The organism is Planococcus chinensis (genome assembly GCF_020071995.1).
Classification (GTDB): domain Bacteria; phylum Bacillota; class Bacilli; order Bacillales_A; family Planococcaceae; genus Planococcus; species Planococcus chinensis_A.
Genome location: NZ_JABWTK010000002.1, coordinates 158541 through 181619, shown reverse-complemented (window position 1 = coordinate 181619; position 23079 = coordinate 158541). Strand labels below are relative to the sequence as shown.

25 protein-coding genes are annotated in these 23079 nt (G+C 45.5%); 13 read left to right on the top strand and 12 right to left on the bottom strand.

The features are described from left to right. Window positions 1–21 precede the first annotated feature (21 nt). The 6 genes from HU147_RS04020 to HU147_RS03995 all read right to left on the bottom strand — a co-directional run bounded on the left by HU147_RS04020 (window position 22) and on the right by HU147_RS03995 (window position 5657). The gene (locus HU147_RS04020) at window positions 22–1212 is read right to left on the bottom strand and encodes an MFS transporter (protein WP_224075020.1); all 1191 of its coding nucleotides are present in this window, start codon (window positions 1210–1212) and stop codon (window positions 22–24) included. Between the two features lie 109 nt (window positions 1213–1321). Then, complete coding sequence (locus HU147_RS04015; protein WP_224075019.1) at window positions 1322–2398, bottom strand: ABC transporter substrate-binding protein; 1077 nt, start codon at window positions 2396–2398, stop codon at window positions 1322–1324. Between the two features lie 2 nt (window positions 2399–2400). Next, complete coding sequence (locus HU147_RS04010; protein WP_224075018.1) at window positions 2401–3198, bottom strand: ABC transporter permease; 798 nt, start codon at window positions 3196–3198, stop codon at window positions 2401–2403. Beyond that, the gene (locus HU147_RS04005) at window positions 3182–4003 is read right to left on the bottom strand and encodes an ABC transporter permease (protein WP_224075017.1); all 822 of its coding nucleotides are present in this window, start codon (window positions 4001–4003) and stop codon (window positions 3182–3184) included. Before HU147_RS04005 ends, HU147_RS04010 begins: the two co-directional genes overlap by 17 nt. Beyond that, window positions 3993–5099: an ABC transporter ATP-binding protein gene (locus HU147_RS04000; protein WP_224075016.1), complete on the bottom strand. Its 1107-nt coding sequence runs from the start codon at window positions 5097–5099 to the stop codon at window positions 3993–3995. The genes HU147_RS04005 and HU147_RS04000 overlap by 11 nt, the downstream gene beginning before the upstream one ends. Window positions 5100–5114: 15 nt before the next feature. Then, window positions 5115–5657: a helix-turn-helix domain-containing protein gene (locus HU147_RS03995; protein WP_224075015.1), complete on the bottom strand. Its 543-nt coding sequence runs from the start codon at window positions 5655–5657 to the stop codon at window positions 5115–5117. A gap of 357 nt (window positions 5658–6014) precedes the next feature. Here HU147_RS03995 and HU147_RS03990 point away from each other — a divergent pair, with 357 nt between their 5' ends. Next, entirely contained in the window at window positions 6015–6248 is a 234-nt protein-coding gene (locus tag HU147_RS03990) for a hypothetical protein (protein WP_224075014.1), read from the top strand. A 79-nt stretch (window positions 6249–6327) separates the two neighbouring features. Continuing rightward, on the top strand, window positions 6328–6987 hold the full coding sequence (locus tag HU147_RS03985) for a potassium channel family protein (RefSeq protein WP_224075013.1): 660 nt from the start codon (window positions 6328–6330) through the stop codon (window positions 6985–6987). A gap of 200 nt (window positions 6988–7187) precedes the next feature. Here the strand turns inward: HU147_RS03985 and rnjA are convergent, their stop codons facing one another. Both rnjA and HU147_RS03975 read right to left on the bottom strand, forming a co-directional pair. Beyond that, window positions 7188–8855, bottom strand: a complete 1668-nt coding sequence (gene rnjA / locus HU147_RS03980) for a ribonuclease J1 (protein WP_224075012.1) — start codon at window positions 8853–8855, stop codon at window positions 7188–7190. 2 nt (window positions 8856–8857) lie between these two features. Continuing rightward, window positions 8858–9070, bottom strand: coding sequence for a DNA-dependent RNA polymerase subunit epsilon (locus tag HU147_RS03975; RefSeq protein WP_224075292.1), 213 nt, complete (start codon window positions 9068–9070; stop codon window positions 8858–8860). A gap of 288 nt (window positions 9071–9358) precedes the next feature. Here HU147_RS03975 and HU147_RS03970 point away from each other — a divergent pair, with 288 nt between their 5' ends. Next, complete coding sequence (locus tag HU147_RS03970) at window positions 9359–10129, top strand: Cof-type HAD-IIB family hydrolase (RefSeq protein ID WP_224075011.1); 771 nt, start codon at window positions 9359–9361, stop codon at window positions 10127–10129. 15 nt (window positions 10130–10144) lie between these two features. Here HU147_RS03970 and def read toward each other — a convergent pair whose 3' ends face one another. After that, the gene (gene def / locus HU147_RS03965; protein WP_224075010.1) at window positions 10145–10711 is read right to left on the bottom strand and encodes a peptide deformylase; all 567 of its coding nucleotides are present in this window, start codon (window positions 10709–10711) and stop codon (window positions 10145–10147) included. Window positions 10712–10853: 142 nt separating this feature from the next. On the opposite strand from def, the gene HU147_RS03960 reads away from it, so the two are divergent. From HU147_RS03960 to HU147_RS03935, 6 genes are all read left to right on the top strand, one after another. Continuing rightward, a complete protein-coding gene (locus HU147_RS03960) occupies window positions 10854–11495 on the top strand; it encodes a YkyA family protein (protein WP_224075009.1) in 642 nt (213 codons plus the stop codon). Window positions 11496–11751: 256 nt separating this feature from the next. Next, complete coding sequence (gene pdhA, locus HU147_RS03955; protein WP_224075008.1) at window positions 11752–12864, top strand: pyruvate dehydrogenase (acetyl-transferring) E1 component subunit alpha; 1113 nt, start codon at window positions 11752–11754, stop codon at window positions 12862–12864. Window positions 12865–12867: 3 nt separating this feature from the next. Then, on the top strand, window positions 12868–13845 hold the full coding sequence (locus HU147_RS03950) for an alpha-ketoacid dehydrogenase subunit beta (protein WP_224075007.1): 978 nt from the start codon (window positions 12868–12870) through the stop codon (window positions 13843–13845). 28 nt (window positions 13846–13873) lie between these two features. Continuing rightward, on the top strand, window positions 13874–15256 hold the full coding sequence (locus HU147_RS03945; RefSeq protein ID WP_224075006.1) for a dihydrolipoamide acetyltransferase family protein: 1383 nt from the start codon (window positions 13874–13876) through the stop codon (window positions 15254–15256). Between the two features lie 5 nt (window positions 15257–15261). After that, window positions 15262–16671, top strand: a complete 1410-nt coding sequence (lpdA, locus tag HU147_RS03940) for a dihydrolipoyl dehydrogenase (RefSeq protein ID WP_224075005.1) — start codon at window positions 15262–15264, stop codon at window positions 16669–16671. Window positions 16672–16772: 101 nt separating this feature from the next. Beyond that, entirely contained in the window at window positions 16773–17618 is an 846-nt protein-coding gene (locus HU147_RS03935) for a polysaccharide deacetylase family protein (protein ID WP_224075004.1), read from the top strand. 45 nt (window positions 17619–17663) lie between these two features. Here the strand turns inward: HU147_RS03935 and HU147_RS03930 are convergent, their stop codons facing one another. Continuing rightward, window positions 17664–19133, bottom strand: coding sequence for an aminotransferase class I/II-fold pyridoxal phosphate-dependent enzyme (locus tag HU147_RS03930; protein WP_224075003.1), 1470 nt, complete (start codon window positions 19131–19133; stop codon window positions 17664–17666). A gap of 134 nt (window positions 19134–19267) precedes the next feature. Between HU147_RS03930 and HU147_RS03925 the strand changes: the two genes are divergently transcribed. Further along, window positions 19268–20233, top strand: coding sequence for an NAD(P)H-dependent flavin oxidoreductase (locus HU147_RS03925; RefSeq protein ID WP_224075002.1), 966 nt, complete (start codon window positions 19268–19270; stop codon window positions 20231–20233). A 15-nt stretch (window positions 20234–20248) separates the two neighbouring features. Next, window positions 20249–20527, top strand: a complete 279-nt coding sequence (locus HU147_RS03920) for a UPF0223 family protein (protein WP_224075001.1) — start codon at window positions 20249–20251, stop codon at window positions 20525–20527. 396 nt (window positions 20528–20923) lie between these two features. Here HU147_RS03920 and HU147_RS03915 read toward each other — a convergent pair whose 3' ends face one another. Next, window positions 20924–21562 (bottom strand): YktB family protein, encoded by a 639-nt coding sequence (locus tag HU147_RS03915; protein ID WP_224075000.1) that lies wholly within the window; start codon window positions 21560–21562, stop codon window positions 20924–20926. Window positions 21563–21722: 160 nt separating this feature from the next. Here HU147_RS03915 and HU147_RS03910 point away from each other — a divergent pair, with 160 nt between their 5' ends. Continuing rightward, entirely contained in the window at window positions 21723–21917 is a 195-nt protein-coding gene (locus tag HU147_RS03910) for a hypothetical protein (protein WP_224074999.1), read from the top strand. A gap of 86 nt (window positions 21918–22003) precedes the next feature. Further along, a complete protein-coding gene (locus tag HU147_RS03905; protein WP_224074998.1) occupies window positions 22004–22795 on the top strand; it encodes an inositol monophosphatase family protein in 792 nt (263 codons plus the stop codon). A gap of 37 nt (window positions 22796–22832) precedes the next feature. Here the strand turns inward: HU147_RS03905 and HU147_RS03900 are convergent, their stop codons facing one another. After that, window positions 22833–23018 (bottom strand): YlaF family protein, encoded by a 186-nt coding sequence (locus tag HU147_RS03900; RefSeq protein WP_224074997.1) that lies wholly within the window; start codon window positions 23016–23018, stop codon window positions 22833–22835. Window positions 23019–23079: the final 61 nt, after the last annotated feature.

Here is a 23079-nt window from a genome sequence, read left to right as displayed (position 1 = left end):
CGGGCGCTTCCGCTTTTCTAATTAACTTCGGCTGGCTGCAAGCAGCTGCTGCTTTTTAGAAGACCAAGTGTTGGCGATCAGGAAGCAAGTGATCAATATGATGGCTCCGAAAATGTATGGGCTGCTCATATCAATATCAAAAAGGATGCCCGCTAACGCCGGACCGATCATATTGCCCAGGCTCATATAGGCGTTGTTCATACCGGCAGCGTAGCCCTGATCGGTGCCGGCTAGCTTTGAAATCAAAGTGTTGATGGCCGGACGCAAGAGGGAGGCAGCTGTAAAGAATACGGTGGCCACAAGCAAAATTGTCCAAAATGTATGGACGAATAGCACACCGATCATGGCAGCAGCGGAAATCAGCAAGTTGACGAGGATGACTTTCATCTCGCCATACCGCTTAAACAGCCAATTGATGACGAACGTTTGGACAATGACCCCAACGAAACCGCCGACGGTAATCAAAACAGAAATTTCTTTTGGCGAGAAGTTATATTTCTTGTCCACGTACAACGCAATGGTGGACTGGAAGTTCGCCAGGCCAAAAGCAAAAATGAGCATAACGAGCAGCATGACGAAATACGGCGTATAAACCGACCGTTTTAATTGCTGCACTAGGTTTTCATTTTTAGCCGGAACTGCGGGTACGGTCGGCGCTACATTCGGCAGTGCGATAAAAGAGATCGCTGCGGCCAGTATCGCAACAGTGGTCGCAACATAAAACGGAAATTGAAGGCTGACTTCCGCCAAAAATCCGCCGAATCCGGGGCCTACCATAAAGCCGAGCGACATGGATGCACCGAGTAAGCCCATCCCTTTTCCGCGTTCTTCAAACGTCGTGATATCCGCAACAAACGCCATCATAGGCGGAATCAAAAACGCTGCGCCGAGGCCGCTGAAAAAGCGTGCCAGGTAAAGGATCCATAAATGGCTGGCTAAACCGAAGACCAATTGGGACAGTCCGAAAATGACCAATCCGAAGATGATCAGTTTTTTGCGGCCGTATTTATCTGACAGCTGGCCGGAAAGCGGGGAGAACAGAAACTGGGCTAAAGCGAATGTGGAAATCAACGTGCCGAGTGCCTGGCCGGCTACTCCAAATGTATCCAAGTATTCCGGCATGATGGGAATGATCAATCCGATTCCGCTCATTGCAATAAACATATTAAACATCAATACATATAAAGCAAATTTATTTGACTTTGCTGCCATATATTGTCCTTCTTTCGTTATTATTTCGTGTGTCTAAAAGTTTATCACATACGGGTCTAATTACAATACCCGGTAATCCAAGAAAAAAACAGGCAGAATAGTCTGCCTGTCAATTTTCCATATCCATTTTAAATTCAAGGAACAATTCGTTATAGATTCCGAGCATTTCTAGCCCAAGGTTTTCATAGACTTCGAGGCGCTCCCGCAATTCTTCAGGCGGGTAAAAGCGTTCGTCGCCTGTCACTTCCGGATCCATTAAAGCTACAGCCGCTTGGTTTGGCGTTGAATACCCGACGTATTCGGTATTTTGTGCTGCAGTTTCAGCATCCAGCATAAAGTTGATGAACGCATGGGCGCCGTCTACATTGCCGGAGGTTTTTGGGATGACCATATTATCAAACCAAAGGTTCGAACCTTCTTCCGGAACCGAAAAGTCGATGTTTTCATTGACGAACATCATATCTGCCGCCTGGCCGGACCAAGTCAATGCGACCGCAGCTTCTTCGCGGCGCATCATTTCAACGATTTCATCGCCAATTACGGCTTTGACGTTCGGCCCCAAGGTTTTCAATTTATCAGTGGCTTCCCGCAGCTCGGAGAGATCGCGCGAGTTAAGGGAGTACCCTAAACTATTCAGCCCCATGCCGATGGCTTCACGGGCACCGTCCACCACAATGACTTCCTGCTCAAGGCTAGGGTCCCACAAATCATCCCAGCTTTCAAAAGTCTGGCCATCCAGCAGCGTCGGATTAAAGGCGATTCCAACGGTTCCCCAAAAATACGGAATCGAATATTCATTTCCCGGATCGAATGGCAAATCCAAAAAGTAAGGATCGATATTTTTCAGGTTTGGAATTTTTTCCTGGTCAATCGGAATCAACAGGTCATTTTCCTTCATTTTTTCGATGGCGTATTCGGAAGGCATGGCCACGTCGTAAGAAGTGCCGCCTTGCTCAATTTTTGTCATCATCGCTTCATTCGAATCGAATGTTTCATAGACAACGTTGATGTTGGTTTCTTCTTCAAACTGCGTGATCAATTCCGGATCAATATATTCGCCCCAGTTGTAAATCGTGATGGAGCCGCCGCCGCTTGTTGCAGAGCTTTTCTCCAGCGCTGACACACCGTAGAACAGCAGCGCGCAAACGGCTAAAATAGCAATGCTAGTTTGGATGATGCTTTTCATGATTACTGGCCTCCCGTTCCAACGGTACGTGCCCGCTGATTAAAGAAGTAATAGCCGACCACCAGCCCGAGTGTTACCACAAAGATCAAGGCAGATAAGGCATTGATCGTCAGTGTGATGCCGGCGCGTGCCATGGAATAGATTTCAACGGATAAGGTAGAGAACCCGTTTCCTGTTACAAAGAACGTAACGGCAAAATCATCAAGTGAGTAAGTAAGCGCCAGGAAAAATCCGGCGAAAATTCCGGGCTTGATATATGGAATGATGACACGCGTCAAAATATCGCGTTTGGACGCGCCGAGATCCGCTGCGGCATCAATCAAGCTGGAACTCATTTCCTGGAGTTTCGGCAAAACCATGATAACGACAATCGGGATGCTGAACGCAATATGTGAAATTAATACAGAAGCAAAGCCGAGCTTAACGCCGATCATGGTGAATAGGATCAGGAATGAAGCACCGATGATGACATCCGGGCTGACAATCAAGATATTGTTGAGCGACAGCACCGCATTGCGCATTTTGCGGTTGCGCAGAAACACGATGCCAATGGCGCCTAGCACACCGATCGCTGTAGCAATCAATGATGACAGCAATGCCACAATGACCGTGTTCATCAAAATGATGATGAGCCGTGTATCGTTAAAAACCGCTGCATAATGCTCAAGCGTAAAGCCGTCAAAACTCGACATCGTGCCGCCGCTGTTAAACGAATAAAAAATCAAGTAAAAGATCGGGGCATATAAGATAAAGAAGACAGCTGCCAAATAGACTTTGCCCAGTTTACTTAACTTTTCCATTTTCAGCGCCTCCTTTATCTTTCTGGCCTGTTGCCATCATAATAATGAACATGAATAAAATCAGGAAAACGGCAATAGTGGATCCCATTCCCCAATTCTGGGTAACGAGAAACTGCTGTTCAATTGCTGTTCCCAGTGTAATGACCTTGTTTCCGGCAATCAGGCGCGTAATGACGAATAAGGACAGGGCAGGGATGAAGACTGCCTGCACACCGGATTTTACGCCATTGATCGCCAGCGGGAAGACAACTTTCCGGAAAGTCATCCAGGAAGAAGCCCCAAGATCGCGTGAAGCATCAATAAGTGCCGGGTTCAATTTGTCGAGTGAATTGAAAATCGGCAGAATCATAAACGGAATAAAAATATAAACCGATACAAAAATAAAACTGAAATCGGTAAAAAGAATCTGCTGCTCGCCAATGCCGATCATGCTTAAGAATTTATTGGCAGGGCCATACAAGCCAAAGATGCCGATAAAGGCATATGTTTTTAGCAGCAGGTTGATCCAGGACGGGATGATGATGAGCAACAGCCACAATTGCTTGTGTTTTGTCTTTGTCAGCCAATAAGCTGTGGGATAGGCAATCAGGATGGAAAAGAACGTGATTAGAAACGCATACCAGAACGAACTCAAGGTCAGCCGCAAGTAAACGGAAGAAAAGTAGTTCTGGTAATTATCCAGCGTGAAATTGCCGTCCAAATCCAAAAATGAATAATAGCCGATCAGGACGATCGGCGCGATGACAAAAAGCGCAATCCATAGATAGTAAGGAACCATATAAAGAGGACGGGAATTATTTTTCATTGGCCATTTCTCCGTATGCTTCAAGCCGTGCATCGAATGCATCTTCGCTTTCGTTCAATCGCATGACGTGAATCGCTTCAGGGTCGAAAGCCAAACCGATCAGTGAACCGACTTCCGCTTTCTTCGTTGAATGCACGAGCCATTCGTTGCCAGCCTCATCCAATGTGGAAATTTCGTAATGGACGCCTCGGAAAAGCTGCGTATCCACAGTCACAGCCATTTTGCCTTGGGCTACCGTTGTAATTTCAAGATCTTCCGGACGGATGACGACCTCTACGTTTTCGTTCGGGTTTAAACCGGCATCCACGCAGTCGAACTCTTTGTTGGCGAACCGGACCCGGTAATCGGCGACCATTTCGCCTGAGACAATATTCGATTCACCGATAAAGTCTGCAACAAAGCGGTTGATCGGCTCATCGTAAATGTCGATCGGCGTGCCGCTTTGCTGGATTTTTCCTGCGTTCATAACAAAAATTTCATCCGACATCGCCAGTGCTTCTTCCTGGTCGTGAGTGACAAAAATGAAGGTCTTGCCTAAACGCTGCTGCAATTCACGCAGTTCATACTGCATTTCAGTGCGCAATTTCAAATCAAGCGCAGATAATGGCTCATCAAGCAAAATCACTTCCGGGTCGTTGACGATGGCGCGGGCAATCGCGACCCGTTGGCGCTGGCCGCCGGACATTTCCTGGATTTCCCGGTTTTCGTAGCCTTTCAAGTTGACGAATTCCAAAGCTTCTTTGACGCGGCGGTCAATTTCCGCTTTTTTCAGCTTCTTGATGCGCAGTCCGAATGCTACGTTTTCAAAGACATTCAAATGGGGGAATAACGCATAATCCTGGAAAACGGTGTTTACCTGGCGTTCGTTTGCCGGCAAATGATTGACTTTTTTTCCTTCAATGTAAATATCGCCTGTTGTCGGTGTGATAAATCCGGCAATCAGCCGAAGAATTGTTGTTTTTCCGCAGCCGGACGGGCCAAGCAGCGTGTAAAATTTGCCTCGTTCCAATTCGAAGCTGATATTGCTGAGCACGTTTCCGGCTCCTTCGTATTGTTGGGTGACGTTTTCAAAACGGATAATAGGTGTGTCAGACATACGATACCTCCTGGTTTATAAATAAGATTGAGTAGCGACAATAATCATTTCGGATTTTCCGTTAAATGCATTGACTAATTGGTGTGGGTCAGACGCTTCGTAGTAGAGCGAGTCTCCGGCTGTCGCCAAATATTCCTCGTCGCCCAGCAGAAGCCGTACTTTCCCTTCCAATACATAGATGAACGTTTCGGCAAGAGAAGGCTCAAACTGTTTGTATTGGCCTTTTTCCTGTAAGGTTAGATAAACGGGCTCCATTTCCTTCTTATTGGAAGTGGTGATCAGCCAGTCGATTTCATAGCCCATGTCTTCATCGGTATGGATGGTGTGTTCATTCGTCGTAAAAACCACTTTCTTTTCCTTGTCGGAGTCATCGAAAAACTCCCTTGGTGTAGTTCCAAGAACTTCCAGGAGAGAGAATAAGGTTTCAATCGAAGGGGAATTTAAATCTCTTTCCAGCTGCGAAATAAAACCTTTGCTAAGGTCTGTACGCTCGCCAAGTTCTTCTTGTGTCAGCCCGTTTTTCAAACGAAGGCGTTTGATTTTAGTTCCGATTTGCATACTATTTCACCCGATTCAATTTAGTATAAGTAAACTGTTAGAAACGAAAGTTTAGTTAAAATGTATTTTAAGTTTACAAACAACATCTTTTATTATACAAAATCTTTGCTATTATACAAGTTATAATATTTATTTTAATTTCTTTAATCGTATCTATTGCTTTTTGTCATGAGTATTTACTATTATAAAGAAATGGTAAAAAAGCTTTGGTTTATATTAATTTTCATTATCCAACTATAAAATGAATTTAAATAAAAATGAACGAGCCCGACCAATACTGTGGGAGTGATAAAAGTGAATGGCAAAATGAATTTTTTCTTGGATCCGAAAAATCGAGTTATCCAGAAATCTTCAATTATGAATTACAAACAGGACCAGCAAGGCCTCTACTTAGTGGCGAATAAGAAGTTTATCAATTGGATGGATGTCCACACGTATTGCCATACGTGTTTAGCTGCATTGACCTTCGATGATGAATTTGATGCAAGCTATTGCTCGACATGCAACGAATGGCGTGAAGAGAAATGCAGCGACAATAGCTGTGAATATTGCGAAAGACGGCCCCAACGGCCTTTAGATCCCCGCAGATAAGCGGGGATTTTTTGTGGCATGTATGTGTAGCGGCAGAATGTGATAAACTAATGCCAATCAGATAATTTGGGGGATTCATATGAAAAAAGAATTTGTAGTCATCGGACTTGGGCGTTTCGGCGGCAGTATTGTACGTGAGCTGATTGAACAAGACGCAGATGTTATGGCGATTGATAAAGATACGGATCGCGTGGATGAATATGCTTCGATTGCGACACAGGCTGTGGTGGCGGATACGACCGACGAAGCGGTGCTGAAGTCGCTGGGCATCCGGAATTTCGAGCATGTTATCGTTGCAATCGGGGAAAATATTCAAGCGAGCATTTTGACAACATTGATGCTGAAAGAAATCGGTGTGAAAAAAATTACTGTTAAAGCGCAGAATGATTATCATGCCAAGGTATTGAGCAAAATCGGGGCAGACCAAGTAGTGCATCCAGAGCGTGATATGGGCATCCGCATTGCTCATAACATGCTGTCAAACAATGTTTTGGATTACCTGGAGCTGTCTGATGAGCATTCCATCGCGGAAATTCAGGCTAATGATAAACTGGCAGGGCGGACGCTGATAGGACTTGATATCCGAGCGAAGTATGGCATCAACATTGTAGCCATCAAGCGGGACGGCGATATACTCGTGTCGCCTCAGGCCGACATGGAAATTGAACTGAGAGACGTCCTGATTATTATCGGTTCAGATGCCGATATCAATCGGTTCGAGAAAAAAGTATTAAACTAGATCGTAGCGAAAATAGAAAAACCGTTTGCCTCAGCAATTGCTGTGGCAAACGGTTTTTTTAGTTCATAGTCGCTGAAATTTTTCTGATGTCCAGCTGCCAGGTTCTCGGGGGCATAAGACAACCCTCCGCTGTGGTAAAGAACACCACTGCGGAGGGTTGTCTTATATCTGTCGGGATTGAGACAGGCACTTTCGCTTTTTTAGACTTCCATGATAATTGGCAATACCATTGGACGGCGTTTTGTTTTTTCATACAAATACGGTCCGAGAACGTCAGAGATTTCGTTTTTCAACTCTGTCCATTCTGTATTTTTGCCATGGATTTTTTTATTGAGATGGCGGTTCAGCATTTGCTGAGCTTCATAAATCATGGTTCCGGATTCGCGCATATAAACAAATCCGCGTGAAATGATATCCGGTCCGGACACCATTTTGTTTTTCTCCATATCGACGCTGACTACAACAATCACGAGCCCTTCTTCAGAAAGGACGCGGCGGTCGCGGAGGACGATATTTCCGATATCCCCAATCCCACTGCCGTCGATGTAAACATCGCCGGAAGGAATGCGTCCTGCAACAGAAGCTTCATTTTGCCCTAATGCCAGAACATCGCCATTTTCCATGATGAACGTATTTTCTTCCGGAACATCACAATCAACAGCCAATTGGGCATGAATCTTCTGCATCCGGTATTCGCCGTGGATCGGCATAAAGAACTTCGGCTTGATCAAGCGCAGCATCAATTTGTTTTCAGGCTGTGAGCCGTGGCCGGAAGTATGGACGTTATTCAAGGAACCGTGGATAACATCCGCTCCAGCGCGGAACAACAAGTTGATGGTCCGGTTTACGCTGCTCGTATTGCCCGGAATCGGGGAAGACGAGAAAACGACTGTATCATTCGGCTGAATCTGGATCTGGCGGTGTGTGCCGTTGGCAATCCGTGAAAGGGCAGCCATCGGTTCGCCTTGGGAACCTGTACATAAAATGAGTACTTCATTTGCCGGAAGGCGGTTTAAAGTCTGTGTATCGACAAATGCATCTTCCGGGGCATTGATGTAGCCAAGTTCGCGGCCGATGGTCATGGCATTATCCATGCTTCGTCCGAAAACAGCGATTTTACGGCCTTGGGCCACGGCCTCATCCGTTACTTGCTGCAAACGATAAATATTGGATGCGAAAGTGGCGAAAATCAAACGGCCATCAACTTTACGCATGATGTCCTTGATCGACTCTCCAACTTTGCGCTCTGACATGGTAAAGTCAGGTACTTCAGCGTTCGTACTGTCTGAAAGCAGGCACAGAACGCCTTCGCTGCCGATTTGAGCCATTTTCAACAAGTTGGCAGGCTCTCCAACTGGCGTAAAGTCGAATTTGAAATCTCCTGTATGCACAATATTTCCTGGCGGCGTTTTAACAACTACGCCAAAAGCATCGGGAATACTGTGGGTTGTACGGAAAAAGCTGACAGAAGTTTTTCTGAACTTGATTACATCTTCTTCTTCAATTTCAATCATTTTGGTTTGGCGCAGCAAACCGTGTTCTTCTAATTTCTTGCGCAGCAAGCCCAAAGCGAGCTTGCCGCCATATACAGGAATATTGATCTTTTTCAAAAGATAAGGGATTCCGCCGATATGGTCTTCGTGGCCGTGAGTGACAAACAGCCCTTTGATTTTGTCTGCGTTTTTAACGAGATAAGTATAATCCGGAATAACATAATCGATTCCGAGCAAATCGTCTTCCGGAAATTTAATGCCGGCATCAATCAGGATAATTTCATCCTGGAATTGGACGCCATACGTGTTTTTGCCGATTTCGCCTAGTCCGCCGAGGGCGAATACAGCAGTCTGGTCATTCTTTACAAACTTCATAATTAGTCCAAACTCTCAACTTTGAAATTCTCGCTGGCTTGTTCATAGGCAAGGTGATTCCCTTCAAGCAGCTGAATGAATTCAATGTTGTAATTGCGGTCTTTAAGATGGAATCTGACTTCACGCTCGGATGATGCTTCTACATAGAGGCTCTTGGTGTTTTCGCGAACTGGTACCTCTGCACGGTTTTCTTGGTATAATACTTTAAAGATCATATTTTGCTCTCCTTTTGCACGTTCAATTAAAATCACTTTCTTTATATTATCATGACATTGTTTTAAAATAAAGAATAGCCCTCCTATTTATTAAGAAGGGCTAAACAAGGTCAAGCGATTTTCTTTTTGTTCATAATGCCGTTCAGCTGTCTGAGCAGTCTTCTCCGAATACGTTTCAGTTTCAGCATGGCTATCTCACTCCTTGAGGGTATTATACTGTATTTTCTGATAAATGTAAAGAATGGAGCCGGTTTGGACATATAAAAAATCAAGAATGGAGAATGATGAATGGGTAAATTATTGTTGTTGGATATTGACGGAACTTTGATGAATTCAAAAAAAGAAATCCCGCAAAGCGCTAAAGATGCTTTAATCGAAGCGCGGGCAAATGGGCATGAATTGGCGATAGCCACAGGCCGGGGCCCTTTCATGATCAAGCGGGTGCTGAGTGAGTTGAATATCGACACCTTTATTACGTTTAACGGGCAATATGTAGTCAATAAGGGAGAGCTTATACATAAAGAAGCATTGGATACCGATACTTTGTCCAATATTGTGGAATACGCGGAACAACGCGACCACCCCATTGTGTTTCTGACAGACGAACGCATGGTGTCCACGATTGATTACCATCCGGACATTGACGAAGGCATCAAAAGCTTGAAGTTTCCGCATCCTGCCATGATCGAAGACTTCCATCTGGAGCATGAGGTTTATCAGGCATTGCTGTTTTGTGAAGAAGCGGATCAGCAGCAATACCATGAAACATTCGGCAATATGGAATTCGTCCGCTGGCACCGGGTTTCCTGTGACATCACCCCGGGAGGCAGAAGCAAAGCGAGCGGCATCAAACACTTGATCAAAGCGACTGGCCACGGCATTGAAGACACAATAGCATTCGGAGACGGCCTCAACGATGTGCAGATGATGGAAATTGCCGGCGTCAGTGTGGCGATGGGCAACGGCGAAGAAGAAGTCAAACAAGTAGCAACCCACGTTACCGACCACGTTGATAACGACGGCCTTGCAAAGGCATTCAGACATCTTGGATTAATTTAAAAAAAGAGACTCGGATTATTCATCCGAGTCTCTTCCTATTGCTATGGCATTTTCAATTTCGGCGTATGGATTTTTTGGATTGATATGGTCGAAGAACATAACGCCGTTCAAGTGGTCGAGCTCGTGCTGGAAAGCGATGGCGGGCAAGCCTTTCAAGCGCATTTTGTATTCTTTGCCTTCTATATCAAATGCTTTGATGGTAACGCGTGCGTAGCGTGGAACATAGCCCGGAACTGCACGGTCAACCGATAGGCAGCCTTCTCCGGCTGCTAAATAAGAGCGTTCTACAGAATGGCTGACGATCTTCGGATTGATGGCAATCAGGCTTAAGTTCTCGCCGGAAGTTTCATCAAAATGCAAGGCGAAAATCCGTTTTGGTGCATTGACCTGCGGAGCAGCAATTCCGACGCCTGGCCGCAAATCGTATTTTTTAATCATTTCATCATTTTGGCTATTTACAACATATTCCAATAGATCTTCCGCTAGTTTTCGGTCTTCTTCAGAAAGTGGAAATGCAACTTCCTCTGAACGTGCCCGGAGAGTAGGGTGGCCTTCGCGTATAATGTCTTTCATCAATATCAAGAGTATTCATCCTTTCATTAAAACCACTGTCTTTAAGTATAGCGCAATCCGGCATGCCGGGAAAAGAAAAAACCCGCTGCCGCGAGTTGTGTTTTTTAAAATCAGCTATTATAGTTGATTTAAGTATTAAAGGGGGTTTGGCATGAAAAGAATCGTTTCAGCCGGTATTTTTACAAGTGTGCTGCTTTTGAGTGCATGTTCAGGCCCGGCGGCAGGGGAACAATTGGACGCTGTATTAAATGATACATTCGATGCTGAAAAAGAGTATCGGGAAACACAAAAAAAGATGGAAGAGCTGGAAAAAGACGAACAGCAATTGTTCGAATCGATCATGGCTTTGACACAAGAACAGCAGGATGAAGTGGATAGCCAGGCAGAAGAAGCACTTGCTTCGGCGCAAGAACGGCTGGAACTTCTGGCAGCTGAAAAAGAATCCATGGGCAACGCCCAGGAAAACTTCAAAGAAATCGATACCGTCATTGCAGAAACGGATGACGCTCAGCTGAAAGAAGAGCTGGGTTCGTTAAAAGAAATAATGCAGGAACGGTTTGATGCCCATGGCCAATTTACGGAAGCCTACGAAACTTTGAACGGGCTCCAGCAGGAATTGTATACCATGCTGATGGACGAAGATACGGAGCTTAAGGCCATGCAGGAAAAAGCTATGGAAGTGAACGAACAAAACACAGTCGTTCAAGACGCTGTTACAGCCTTCAATGCCAGTACCGAACAGTTTAATGAAATGAAAAATCAAATTTTAGAAAACTTAAAAGAGAGTGAATGAAAAGCGGCCGCATCGGCCGTTTTTTTCTGTGCTATAAAAGAATTGGGAATACAGTACTGTTTTATAATACAGATGTCAACAGCGCACTGATACAGATTTTGTGATCCCTTGTTTTCTTTCGGCAAAAAATCCTTGGTAAATGTAGGTTCGCTATGATTGACCGAGCAAATCATCTAACGTATACTGAGTTAGAATATGCAATTGTATTACTAATTGAATATAATAATTTTAATACAGATAAAGGAGAGTTGCTTTTATGGCTGCGAAAAAATCACAGCAGTTCGATCCAGTGGAAACGCTTAATGCAATCGAAGAAAAGTTTGAAATGGTTCAAGTTCTCAATGAAGAAGGCGTTATTGTCAACGAAGAGGCAGATCCGAAGTTGTCAGATGAGGAGCTTCAAGAGTTAATGACCCGTATGGTTTATACGCGTATTCTTGACCAGCGCTCAATTTCATTGAACCGCCAAGGCCGTCTGGGCTTCTACGCACCAACTGCAGGACAGGAAGCTTCCCAATTGGCTTCTCATTTCGCTCTTGAAAAAGATGATTTCATCTTGCCGGGTTACCGCGATGTCCCTCAATTGATTTGGCATGGCTGGCCGCTTCATCAGGCTTTCTTGTTCTCACGTGGACATTTCATGGGGAACCAAATGCCTGAAGGCCTGAACATTCTGCCTCCGCAAATCATTATTGGCGCCCAGTACATCCAGGCAGCTGGAGTTGCACTAGGCATGCAAAAACGCAAAAAAGAATCAGTGGCAATCACTTATACAGGTGACGGCGGTTCTTCACAAGGGGATTTCTACGAAGGAATTAACTTTGCAGGGGCTTTCCGCGCACCGGCAATCTTTATCGTCCAAAACAACCAGTATGCAATTTCAACACCGCGTGAATTGCAGACTTCTGCTAAAACAATCGCACAAAAAGCTGTAGCTGCAGGTATCCCAGGCGTCTTGGTAGACGGAATGGATCCATTGGCAGTATATGCTGTTACCCGTGATGCACGTGCACGCGCTGTGAAAGGCGATGGGCCGACTTTGATCGAAACACTTTGCTACCGCTACGGACCGCACACAATGGCAGGGGATGACCCAACGCGCTACCGTACTTCTGATATCGACAGCGAATGGGAAAAGAAAGATCCATTAGTCCGTTTCCGCAAATACCTGGAAGCAAAAGGCATTTGGAGCGAAGAGAAAGAAAACGAAGTAATCGAACGTGCTAAAGATGAAATTAAAACAGCGATTAAAAAAGCTGACAGCGCACCAAAACAAACAGTAACAAACCTACTTGAAATTATGTATGAAGATGTTCCATTCAACGTGCAGGAACAGCTGGAAATCTACAAAGCGAAGGAGTCGAAGTAAGCGATGGCACAAATGACGATGGTTCAAGCAATTACGGACGCTCTCAGATTGGAATTGCAAAATGATGAGAACGTTCTGATTTTCGGAGAAGACGTCGGGAACAACGGCGGGGTTTTCCGTGCAACTGAAGGGTTGCAAAAAGAATTCGGAGAAGACCGTGTATTTGACACACCTTTAGCTGAATCCGGTATTGGCGGTTTGGCAATCGGTCTGGCATTGCAAGGATTCCGTCCGGTTCCAGAAATCCAGTTTTTCGGTTTCGTTTACGAAGTAATGGATTCCATCAGCGGACAATTGGCCCGTATGCGTTTCCGCAGCGGCGGCAGCTTGAACGCGCCGGTTACAATCCGTTCTCCATTCGGCGGCGGTGTTCATACACCGGAAATGCACGCCGACTCTCTGGAGTTATTGATGACTTCACAGCCAGGATTGAAAGTGGTTGTTCCATCTACTCCTTACGATGCAAAAGGATTGTTGATTTCTTCAATCCGCGACAACGATCCGGTTGTCTTCCTTGAGCATTTGAAACTTTACCGTTCAGGGCGCCAGGAAGTGCCTGAAGAATCTTACACGATTCCACTTGGCAAAGCGGATGTTAAACGTGAAGGGAAAGATATTTCCATCATCGCTTATGGCGCAATGGTCCAGGAAAGCTTGAAAGCTGCTGAAGAGCTTGAAAAAGAAGGCTATTCTGCAGAAGTGATCGATCTTCGTACAATCCAGCCATTGGATATCGAAACTCTTGTGGCATCTGTTGAAAAAACAGGCCGCGCAATGGTCGTACAAGAAGCACAAAAACAAGCGGGGATTGCTGCCAACGTAGTAGCTGAAATCATGGACCGCGCTATTTTGAGCCTGGAAGCACCGGTACTTCGTGTAACTGCGCCAGATTCGATTTTCCCATTCTCGCAGGCGGAGCAAGTTTGGCTTCCGAACTCGAAGGATATACTAGAAACAGCGAAAAAAGTTCTAACGTTCTAATAGTTGCGTAAAAGGAAGGGTGAAACTAATGGCTTTTGAATTTCGTTTGCCGGATATCGGAGAAGGTATCCATGAAGGTGAAATCGTAAAATGGTTCGTCAAAGTCGGAGATACAATCGAAGAGGACGACATTCTTTTTGAAGTACAAAACGATAAGGCGGTTGTTGAAATGCCGTCGCCAGTTTCTGGCAAAATCGTAGAAATCATTGTTGAAGAAGGAACGGTAGCCGTAGTTGGAGATGTATTGGTGCGTATTGAAAGTGATGATGCAGCCGACAACGAAAGCGCAAGCACTGAAGAAACTTCAGCTCCTGAAGAAAAACAGGAAACGGAAGAGCAAGTGCAGGCAGGAACTGCGGAATCTGCTCAAGACGTAGAAAAAGAACCGGTAAAAGAAGAACAGCCTAAAATGGGCGAAACGGGTGCTGGTGCCCAGCCTCAGACTACATCGCAGGACCCGAATGCGCGCGTAATCGCGATGCCTTCTGTCCGTAAATTTGCACGCGATAAAGAAGTTGACATCACCCAGGTTTCCGGTTCTGGAAACAACGGCCGTATCCTGAAAGAAGACGTTGAAGCATTCTTGAACGGAGGCCAGCAAGAAGCTGCAGCACCTGCTGCAGAAGAAACAGCACAAGCGGCTCCGCAAGAAGAAACAAAAGAAGTGAAAGAAGCTGCACCAAAAGCGGCTTCGCTTCCGGAAGGCGAATTCCCGGAAACACGCGAAAAAATGTCCGGAATCCGCAGAGCGATTGCAAAAGCAATGGTTCATTCAAAACATACGGCTCCACACGTAACGTTGATGGACGAAGTTGATGTTACCGAGCTTGTAGCACACCGTAAAAAATTCAAAGACATTGCAGCTGAAAAAGAAATCAAGTTGACTTACTTGCCGTATGTCGTTAAGGCGCTTGTGAGCACATTGCGCGAGTTTCCAGCATTGAACACGTCGTTTGATGATGAGACGAGCGAAATTATCCAGAAACATTACTTCAATATCGGAATTGCTGCAGATACAGAAAAAGGCCTTCTGGTTCCAGTTATCAAGAATGCTGACCGCAAATCTGTATTTGCCATTTCAGATGAAATCAACCAGCTGGCTACAAAAGCCCGTGAAGGAAGACTAAGCCCTGCAGAAATGAAAGGCGCTTCTTGCTCTATCACGAATATCGGCTCCGCTGGAGGGCAGTGGTTCACTCCGGTTATCAACCATCCGGAAGTTGCGATTCTTGGAATCGGCCGCATCGCTGAAAAACCTGTAATTAAAAATGGTGAAATTGTTGCCGCTCCTGTGTTAGCATTATCATTGAGCTTCGATCACCGTATGATTGATGGAGCAACGGCACAACATGCGTTAAATCACATTAAGCGTTTATTGAGTCAACCTGAATTACTATTAATGGAGGCGTAAAACTTATGGTAGTAGGAGATTTTCCAATCGAAACAGACACGCTCGTCATCGGTTCAGGCCCTGGCGGATATGTAGCAGCTATCCGTGCAGCGCAAACTGGACAAAAAGTAACAATCGTTGAGAAAGAATACATCGGAGGCGTTTGCTTGAACGTCGGATGTATTCCTTCAAAAGCCTTGATCTCTGTAGGTCACCGCTTTGAAGAAGCACAGCACTCAGATGCAATGGGCGTTGTTGCCAAAGAAGTTTCTTTGAACTTCGAAAAAGCGCAGGAATTTAAAAACGGCGTTGTGAAAAAATTGACTGGCGGCGTAGAATCGTTGCTTAAAGGCAATAAAGTGGAAATCGTCCGCGGTGAAGCTTATTTTGTTGATGATAATTCAATCCGTGTCATCACTGAAAACGCAGCACAAACGTACAAATTTAAAAATGCGATTATTGCTACAGGATCACGTCCGGTAGAAATTCCAACTTTTAAATTTTCGAAACGTGTCATCAATTCTACTGGAGCTTTGAACCTTCAGGAAGTACCGGGCAAACTTGTCGTAATCGGCGGAGGTTACATCGGTACTGAGCTTGGAACGGCGTACGCAAACATGGGATCAGATGTTACGATTCTTGAAGGCGCACCTGATATTCTTGCTGGATTTGAAAAACAAATGACAGCAATTGTTAAAAAAGGCTTGAAGAAAAAAGGCGTTGAAGTGATTACAAAAGCGTCTGCTAAAGGCGTGGAAGAATCAGAAAACGGCGTTACGGTATCTTATGAAGCAAACGGCGAAGAAAAAACAATCGAAGCAGATTATGTTTTGGTAACAGTTGGACGCCGTCCAAACACAGACGAAATGGGTCTTGAAGAACTGGGCCTTAAAATGTCTGAGCGTGGTTTGATCGAAGTCGACAAACAGTGCCGTACAAGCATTTCGAATATCTACGCAATCGGTGACGTTGTTGCCGGACTTCAATTGGCGCACAAAGCGTCATACGAAGGCAAAGTAGCTGCTGAAGCAATTGCAGGAGAAAAATCAGTTGTCGATTACTTGGCAATTCCAGCAGTATGCTTTACAGATCCTGAACTTGCGAGCGTCGGTTTGACCGAAGAGCAAGCAAAAACTGAAGGATTTGAATTCACTGCTGCTAAATTCCCATTCGGCGCAAACGGCCGTGCATTGTCATTGAATGCTCCTGATGGTTTCGTGAAATTGGTTTCACGCAAATCGGACGGCTTGCTTCTTGGCGCACATATCGTGGGAGCTGGTGCATCCGATATGATCGCTGAACTTGGCCTTGCTATTGAAGCAGGCATGACAGTTGAAGATATCGCAATGACGATCCATGCTCACCCGACATTGGCTGAGATTACAATGGAAGCTGCAGAAGTAGCTCTAGGAACTCCAATCCATATCATTAAGTAGTAGTGAAAGAAGCCCTGCAGTTAGCCATGCAGGGCTTCTTTTTTCTTTTGTCCGCTTATGGTAAAGTTTGTTTAATAAAGCAACGGGATGGGGGAGAGGGCATGATACATACAAAAGGGTTTTTACTGGCTGCAGGATTGGCTCTATTAACAGCCTGCAGTTCGGAAGGCGCGGCTCCGGAAAAGAAAGGAATGCCTGACACCGAACAAGCCGTTCCGAAAACCACAGAAAAAAGTGTGGAAGAAGAAACAGAGCTTGAACAAACGGAAGTGCCTGCGGAGAAGGAAGAAGAACCTGCGAAATTGGCAGCTGAGCCCAAATACCGCCTCAATCCGGCAAATTGGAATGTGGAGCCGATTGGCGATGCTCCTGCGGAGGCGGTTTTGATTACGATAGATGATGCCCCGGCAGACCATTCCGTGGAAATGGCAACCACGCTTAAACAACTGGATGTTCCAGCTATTTTCTTTGTCAACGGCCATTTTTTGGACAGCGATGAAGAAAAAGCGAACCTGAAAAAAATACATGATATGGGCTTTGCCATCGGCAACCATACTTATAACCATAACAATTTAAAAACGATCGGCGAAAATCAGCAGCGTGAAGAAATTTTATCATTGAGTGAAGCAGTCGAGGCGATTATTGGAGAAAAGCCGAAGTTCTTCAGGGCGCCGAACGGCTCGAACACAGATTTCAGCAAAGCGTTGATTGCACAGGAAGGCATGCTGCTGATGAACTGGACCTACGGCTATGATTGGGAAAAGCAATACATGGATTCTGCTGCCTTGACTGATATCATGGTGAATACAGAATTTCTGCGGAACGGCGCGAATTTGCTGATGCATGACCGCAAGTGGACCGCCCAAGCGTTGCCTGGCATTATTGAAGGCTTAAGAGCCAAAGGGTACTCCTTTATCGAACCGGGTGAAATTGAAGGCGTACAATAGAAAAAACGGCCAAGGGACTATAAAACCCCTTGGCCGTTTTGTGTTTTAACGAATCGCTTGCTGTTCTTTGATGACGCGCAGCTTTTTCAATGTATCGTCTTCAGGTCCTTGGACGGGAAGCCCTGCTTTGACGTTCATATCGATATAATTGATGTTTTCCTGTGTAATGATCTCACCAGGGATGAAAATCGGGATGCCCGGAGGATATACCATGATGAACTCCGCCGAAATGCGGCCTACGGCATCTTCAATGGAAATAACTTCTGTTGTAGCATAGAAAGCATCTCTTGGAGTCATGGCGAGCCGCGGAATGTCCGGCAGCAGCACTACAGGTTCAATGATCGCCGCTTCGCTTTCAAATGCCTCACTCATCCGCTGCAAGGCGTTAATCAAAAGATTGAGCTCTTTGCGCGTATCTCCGATTGTCACCAAGGCAAGGATATTATAAAGGTCGGACAATTCGATTTCGATATTGGCGTTTTCTCTCAGCCATTCTTCCGCTTGGTGGCCTGTGATTCCCAGGTTTTTAACACTGATCAGCAGTTTTGTCGGATCCATATCATAGGTGGCGGACGTGTTTAAAATCTCCTTGCCGACACAGTATAAATGAGGGATCTTATTGATCCGTTTGCGTGCATCCTGCGCCAGCCGGATTGCTTGGTCGATCAAATCGTAGCCATGGATCGCCAGTTGTCTGCGGGCTGTATCGAGCGACGCCAGAATCGGATACGATGTGGAAGTGGTGGTCAGCATGGAAAGCGTCGATTGGACGCGTTTGGCGGAAACCAGGCCTTCACGCACATTCAATACCGAACTTTGTGTCATGGAGCCTCCCAGTTTATGGACTGATGTGGCTGCCATATCAGCACCGGCAGCCATCGCCGATACAGGAAGCGACTTGTGGAAATGGATGTGGACGCCGTGTGCTTCGTCGACCAACACGGGAATGTCGCGGCCGTGCGCAATGTCCACAATGCGTTTTAAATCTGCGGCTACGCCAAAGTATGTCGGGTTGATGACGAGTACGGCTTTGGCATCCGGATATTCCACCAGCGCCTTTTCAACAGCTTCTGCAGAAATGCCATGGGAAATGCCCAGTTCTGTATCCACTTCCGGATGGATGAAAATCGGAATGGCACCGGCAAATACGATAGCGGACATAATTGATTTATGGACGTTTCGCGGAACGAGGATTTTGTCATTCGGGCCAACGACGCTTAAAATCATCGTCATGATGGCACCGCTTGTTCCTTGTACGGAAAAGAACGTATAATCTGCACCGAATGCTTGGGCGGCCAATTCTTGGGCTTGTTTAATGGCGCCTTTCGGTGAATGAAGATCGTCTAAAGGTGCAATATTGATTAAGTCGATGGATAAAACATTATCGCCGACAAATTCCCGGAAAGCAGGGTCTACGCCTTGGCCTTTTTTATGTCCAGGAATATGGAATTGTATTGGGTGCCGGTTACGATGCTTTAGGAGCGCATCGAATAACGGAGTTTCTAATTGAGACAATGGTAACCCACCTCACTTTATAAAAATGAAAACAAAATGAATTATAGCACGTTGCGTAAAGCTATACTATAAAAATAAAAGGAATTTGGCCGGTTCTATCGAATAGAGAAAATAAAGGGGAGGGAATACATTAGATGAATTTCAATACACGGGTAACAGACTTATTAGGGACGGAGCTGCCGATTGTTCAAGGGGGGCTCGCGTACTTGGCGTATGCTGAACTGGCGGCTGCCGTTTCAAATGCAGGAGGGCTCGGCCAGATTACGGCAATGAGCTTATCGTCTCCGGAAATGCTGCGGGAGGAAATCCGGAAAGTGCGTCAAATGACAGACCGGCCGTTCGGCGTGAATTTTGCTATCGGCGACCACGGTCGTGCCTTTTCGCATATGCTTGAAGTGGCGATTGAAGAAAATGTTCCGGTCGTCTCGATGACCGGAGGAAATCCGACGCCGATTTTTGATCAATTAAAAGGCACTTCGATTAAAAAATTGGTACTTGTTGCAGCAAGACGCCAAGCTCAAAAAGCAGAAGAACTGGGAGCGGATGCGGTCATGGTTGTCGGGCATGAAGGTGGCGGCCATTTAGGAAGGGACGACATCGGTACGATGGTGTTAATTCCGCAAGTAGTGGACGCTGTTTCAATTCCGGTTATTGCTTCCGGTGGCATCGGCGACGGCAGAGGGTGGATGGCTGCTCATGCGCTCGGTGCAGAAGGCATAGAGATGGGCACCCGCTTTATTGCTACGCAAGAATGTGTCCATGCTTCAGAAGTTTACAAAAAAGCATTGATTGACAGCACGGAAAGCGATACGGTTATTATTAAGAAAAGCATCGGTTCGCCTGCCCGAACCTTAAAAAATACATGGACCGATAAAATTCTTGAAATTGAAGCTGCGACGCCGAATTATGAAGCACTGCGCAATTACGTCAGCGGCGAGGCGAATAAAAGGTATATATATGAAGGAAACCTGAATGAAGGATTTGGTTGGGCAGGGCAAGTCACCGGCTTGATCAAAGATGTGCCCACTGTAGCGGAACTGCTGGACCGGATGGTTAAAGAAGCAGGTGAAATCCGTAAAAGATGGGCGATTACACCATGAAAGTAGGGATGAAAGATGGATTATTCTTATCCGTTTTCTGTCGACTGGACAACAGAAGAAATCATTGACGTCGTAACATTTTTCGAGGGAATTGAAATGGCTTACGAAAAAGGGATCAAACGGGACAATATCATGGCGCGTTACCGCCGGTTCAAAGAAATTGTTCCTTCCATCGCGGAAGAAAAGACGTATTTCCGTGAATTTGAAGAAGAAAGCGGCTACGCCAGTTTTCCGGTGATCAAAGAAATGAAAGCCAGAAATGACAGCGACGTCATTAAAATTCAAAAAAGATAAAACTGCTCATGTTATTAGTGGGACGAACAAAAAGATGTCTCAGCTTAGCGCTGGGGCATCTTTTCAGTTTGTTGTGAAAGATATAGAAAAATTTTCCTTAGAATATCTCCGATATTCCGCAAACCAGCTGCGCTTGCCGCGGGCGATCCGCCAAGCCTCCTCAGCCGCTGTGCGGCTTGCGGCGTCTCGGCTGTCTCGCTTTCCCGCAGGCGTCTCCGCTGGTTTGCTCCATATCGAGGGAGAGCAATGAATAAATAGCATGCTTACTCTTCCGCTCTTTCTGATAAAAGAGTTTTTTATTAAAAGAGTGAGCCGAATGAAGCGGAAAGCGTCCACTTGGAGCGAAATGGCTTAGAGAATGGAAGGTTTCTCGGTAGCTTGAAAAAATGCCTCAGCTTAGCGCTGGGGCATTTTTTCTTTCTGTAGCAGTGTTTTATAAACAGGCAATAATGCGGCGAATGTTTCTTCGGCAAATTCCTTGAACTCTTCTTCGTTCAGTTTGATGGCCTGTTCTTTTGGTAGATGGCGGCCGATCACAAATTCGCCTTTTTTGACATCGCGCAGGCGGACAATCAGCTTGTTCACCTCTTCTTCTGTCATTTCCGACAGTGGAGACGCATCCGGTTTCATATGGTCACCGGATACGACAAAACCTTCCGGCAAAGCAGCTAGTGCATTTTCGTCCAATAAGTTCTGCGCCATCGCCGTTTTATTTGGTGCTTCGTATATGACCGCTAATATGATAAATATGTGGCTGTTCCATAAGCCAATCTGGAAATGGGGCACCGCTTTATAGCCTCTTTTATGCGGTGCAAAAGCCACCCAGCTATCGTTTGGCGGATTTACCGTGCGGCGCATATGCTTCGCTACATGCGGGAAAAACTCATCTCCGGTTGTTGCTGAAAAAAATGAAGAATAGTGGCTGCCCAATTCCTCGAATTTTGGGCGTACCCGCTCAATCAGCAATTCCATACGAGCTTCTAGCCCGGGTGTATCAAATACTTCAAAATCCTGTTCATTCCAAAATGATGTCAAATTTATTTCCTCCTTAATCTATTTCACAGGTTTCATTTTAACGAACTTTGGGAAGAAAGAGTATAAATAAGTTTTTCCTAGTCGCCAATGGGGTAAGGATAATTAACAGCAATTATAAATTTCTGAATTATCGAAATGCGGAGAGAAAGGGGTGCTTATTATGAAACAGATGATTCAAATCATTCGTAAGGCAGAGATAGAAAAAGAGTATATTAATGTATTAAAACTAGAGCTGGACTATGAACTTGCTTCTTTGTTTGATGCCCTGCAGCAAAAAGACAGCCGTGAAGCCGATAAAAGCAAAAAGCGGCTCCATGAAATATATGTAGAACTGGAGGCACTTCATGCGCTCTGACAATTCCATCACATGAAGGCACTTACTGTGAACAGACAGTAGGTGCCTTTTTCGTTATAATGGGTAGAAACAAGGAGGCGAAACTTATGGAACTGCATGCAGTGGATTTATATATTAAGTCGCTGATCAAAGAAGCCGGCCACAAAATCCGGAATTCGTTTATCAGTGATATCACAATTGAAACGAAGTCTGATGCCAATGATTTGGTGACGAATATTGATAAAGAAATCGAGCAATTTTTTATTGAGCGGATTCGCCGGGATTATCCGGGGCACCGCATTTTCGGGGAAGAGGGATTCGGAGACGATATCAAGGACCTGGAAGGCGTTGTCTGGATGCTCGATCCGATTGACGGCACGATGAATTTTGTCCATCAAAAACGCAATTTCGCGATTTCCCTCGGTGTTTATGAAAACGGCACAGGTCAGCTTGGATACATATACGATGTTGTAAACGATGATTTGTATTATGCGGTGCGCGGAGAAGGCGCTTACTATAACGATGAAAAATTAAAGCCGTTGATTGACACTTCCATTGCGGAATCGATTGTGGCCATTAATGCCAGCTGGCTGGCGCCAAATCGCTATCTTGACCATGAAGCAGCCATACGGCTCGTTCGGGCTGTCCGCGGAACACGGTCATATGGTTCGGCTGCACTTGAACTGGCGTTTCTGGCGAGTGGCCGGATCGATGCCTATGTATCGATGAGGCTGTCTCCGTGGGATATTGCAGGCGGATCCGTTATTGCAGGAGAAGTAGGAGCCGTCATGACAAACTTCAAAGGGGAAGCTGCAAACATGCTTAAACAAGATACGTTTATCGCAGCCAATCCTTCGATACACAATATTATGTTATCAGACTACATTCGGTTAAAATAAAAGAGGATGCGATTCGTCGCACCCTCTTTCTACATGATTAAAGTAAACCGGCTTCCCGCATTTCTTTTTTCTTTTTAAAGCCCATGCCCATGATTCCGAAAAGGAGCAATAGCGCCAAAAGGATCAAAGGGATGCTGCGCAAACCGACTGCGACGCCGATTCCAGTCATTGCCAAAAGTGCCGCCAACGAATAAAATACGAAAATCCATTTTATGTCTTTCAAACTTTTTCCTCCTGCACTGTTTGCTTGAAATAAAATCGTTAGGGTTTTCTCCCCATATGTG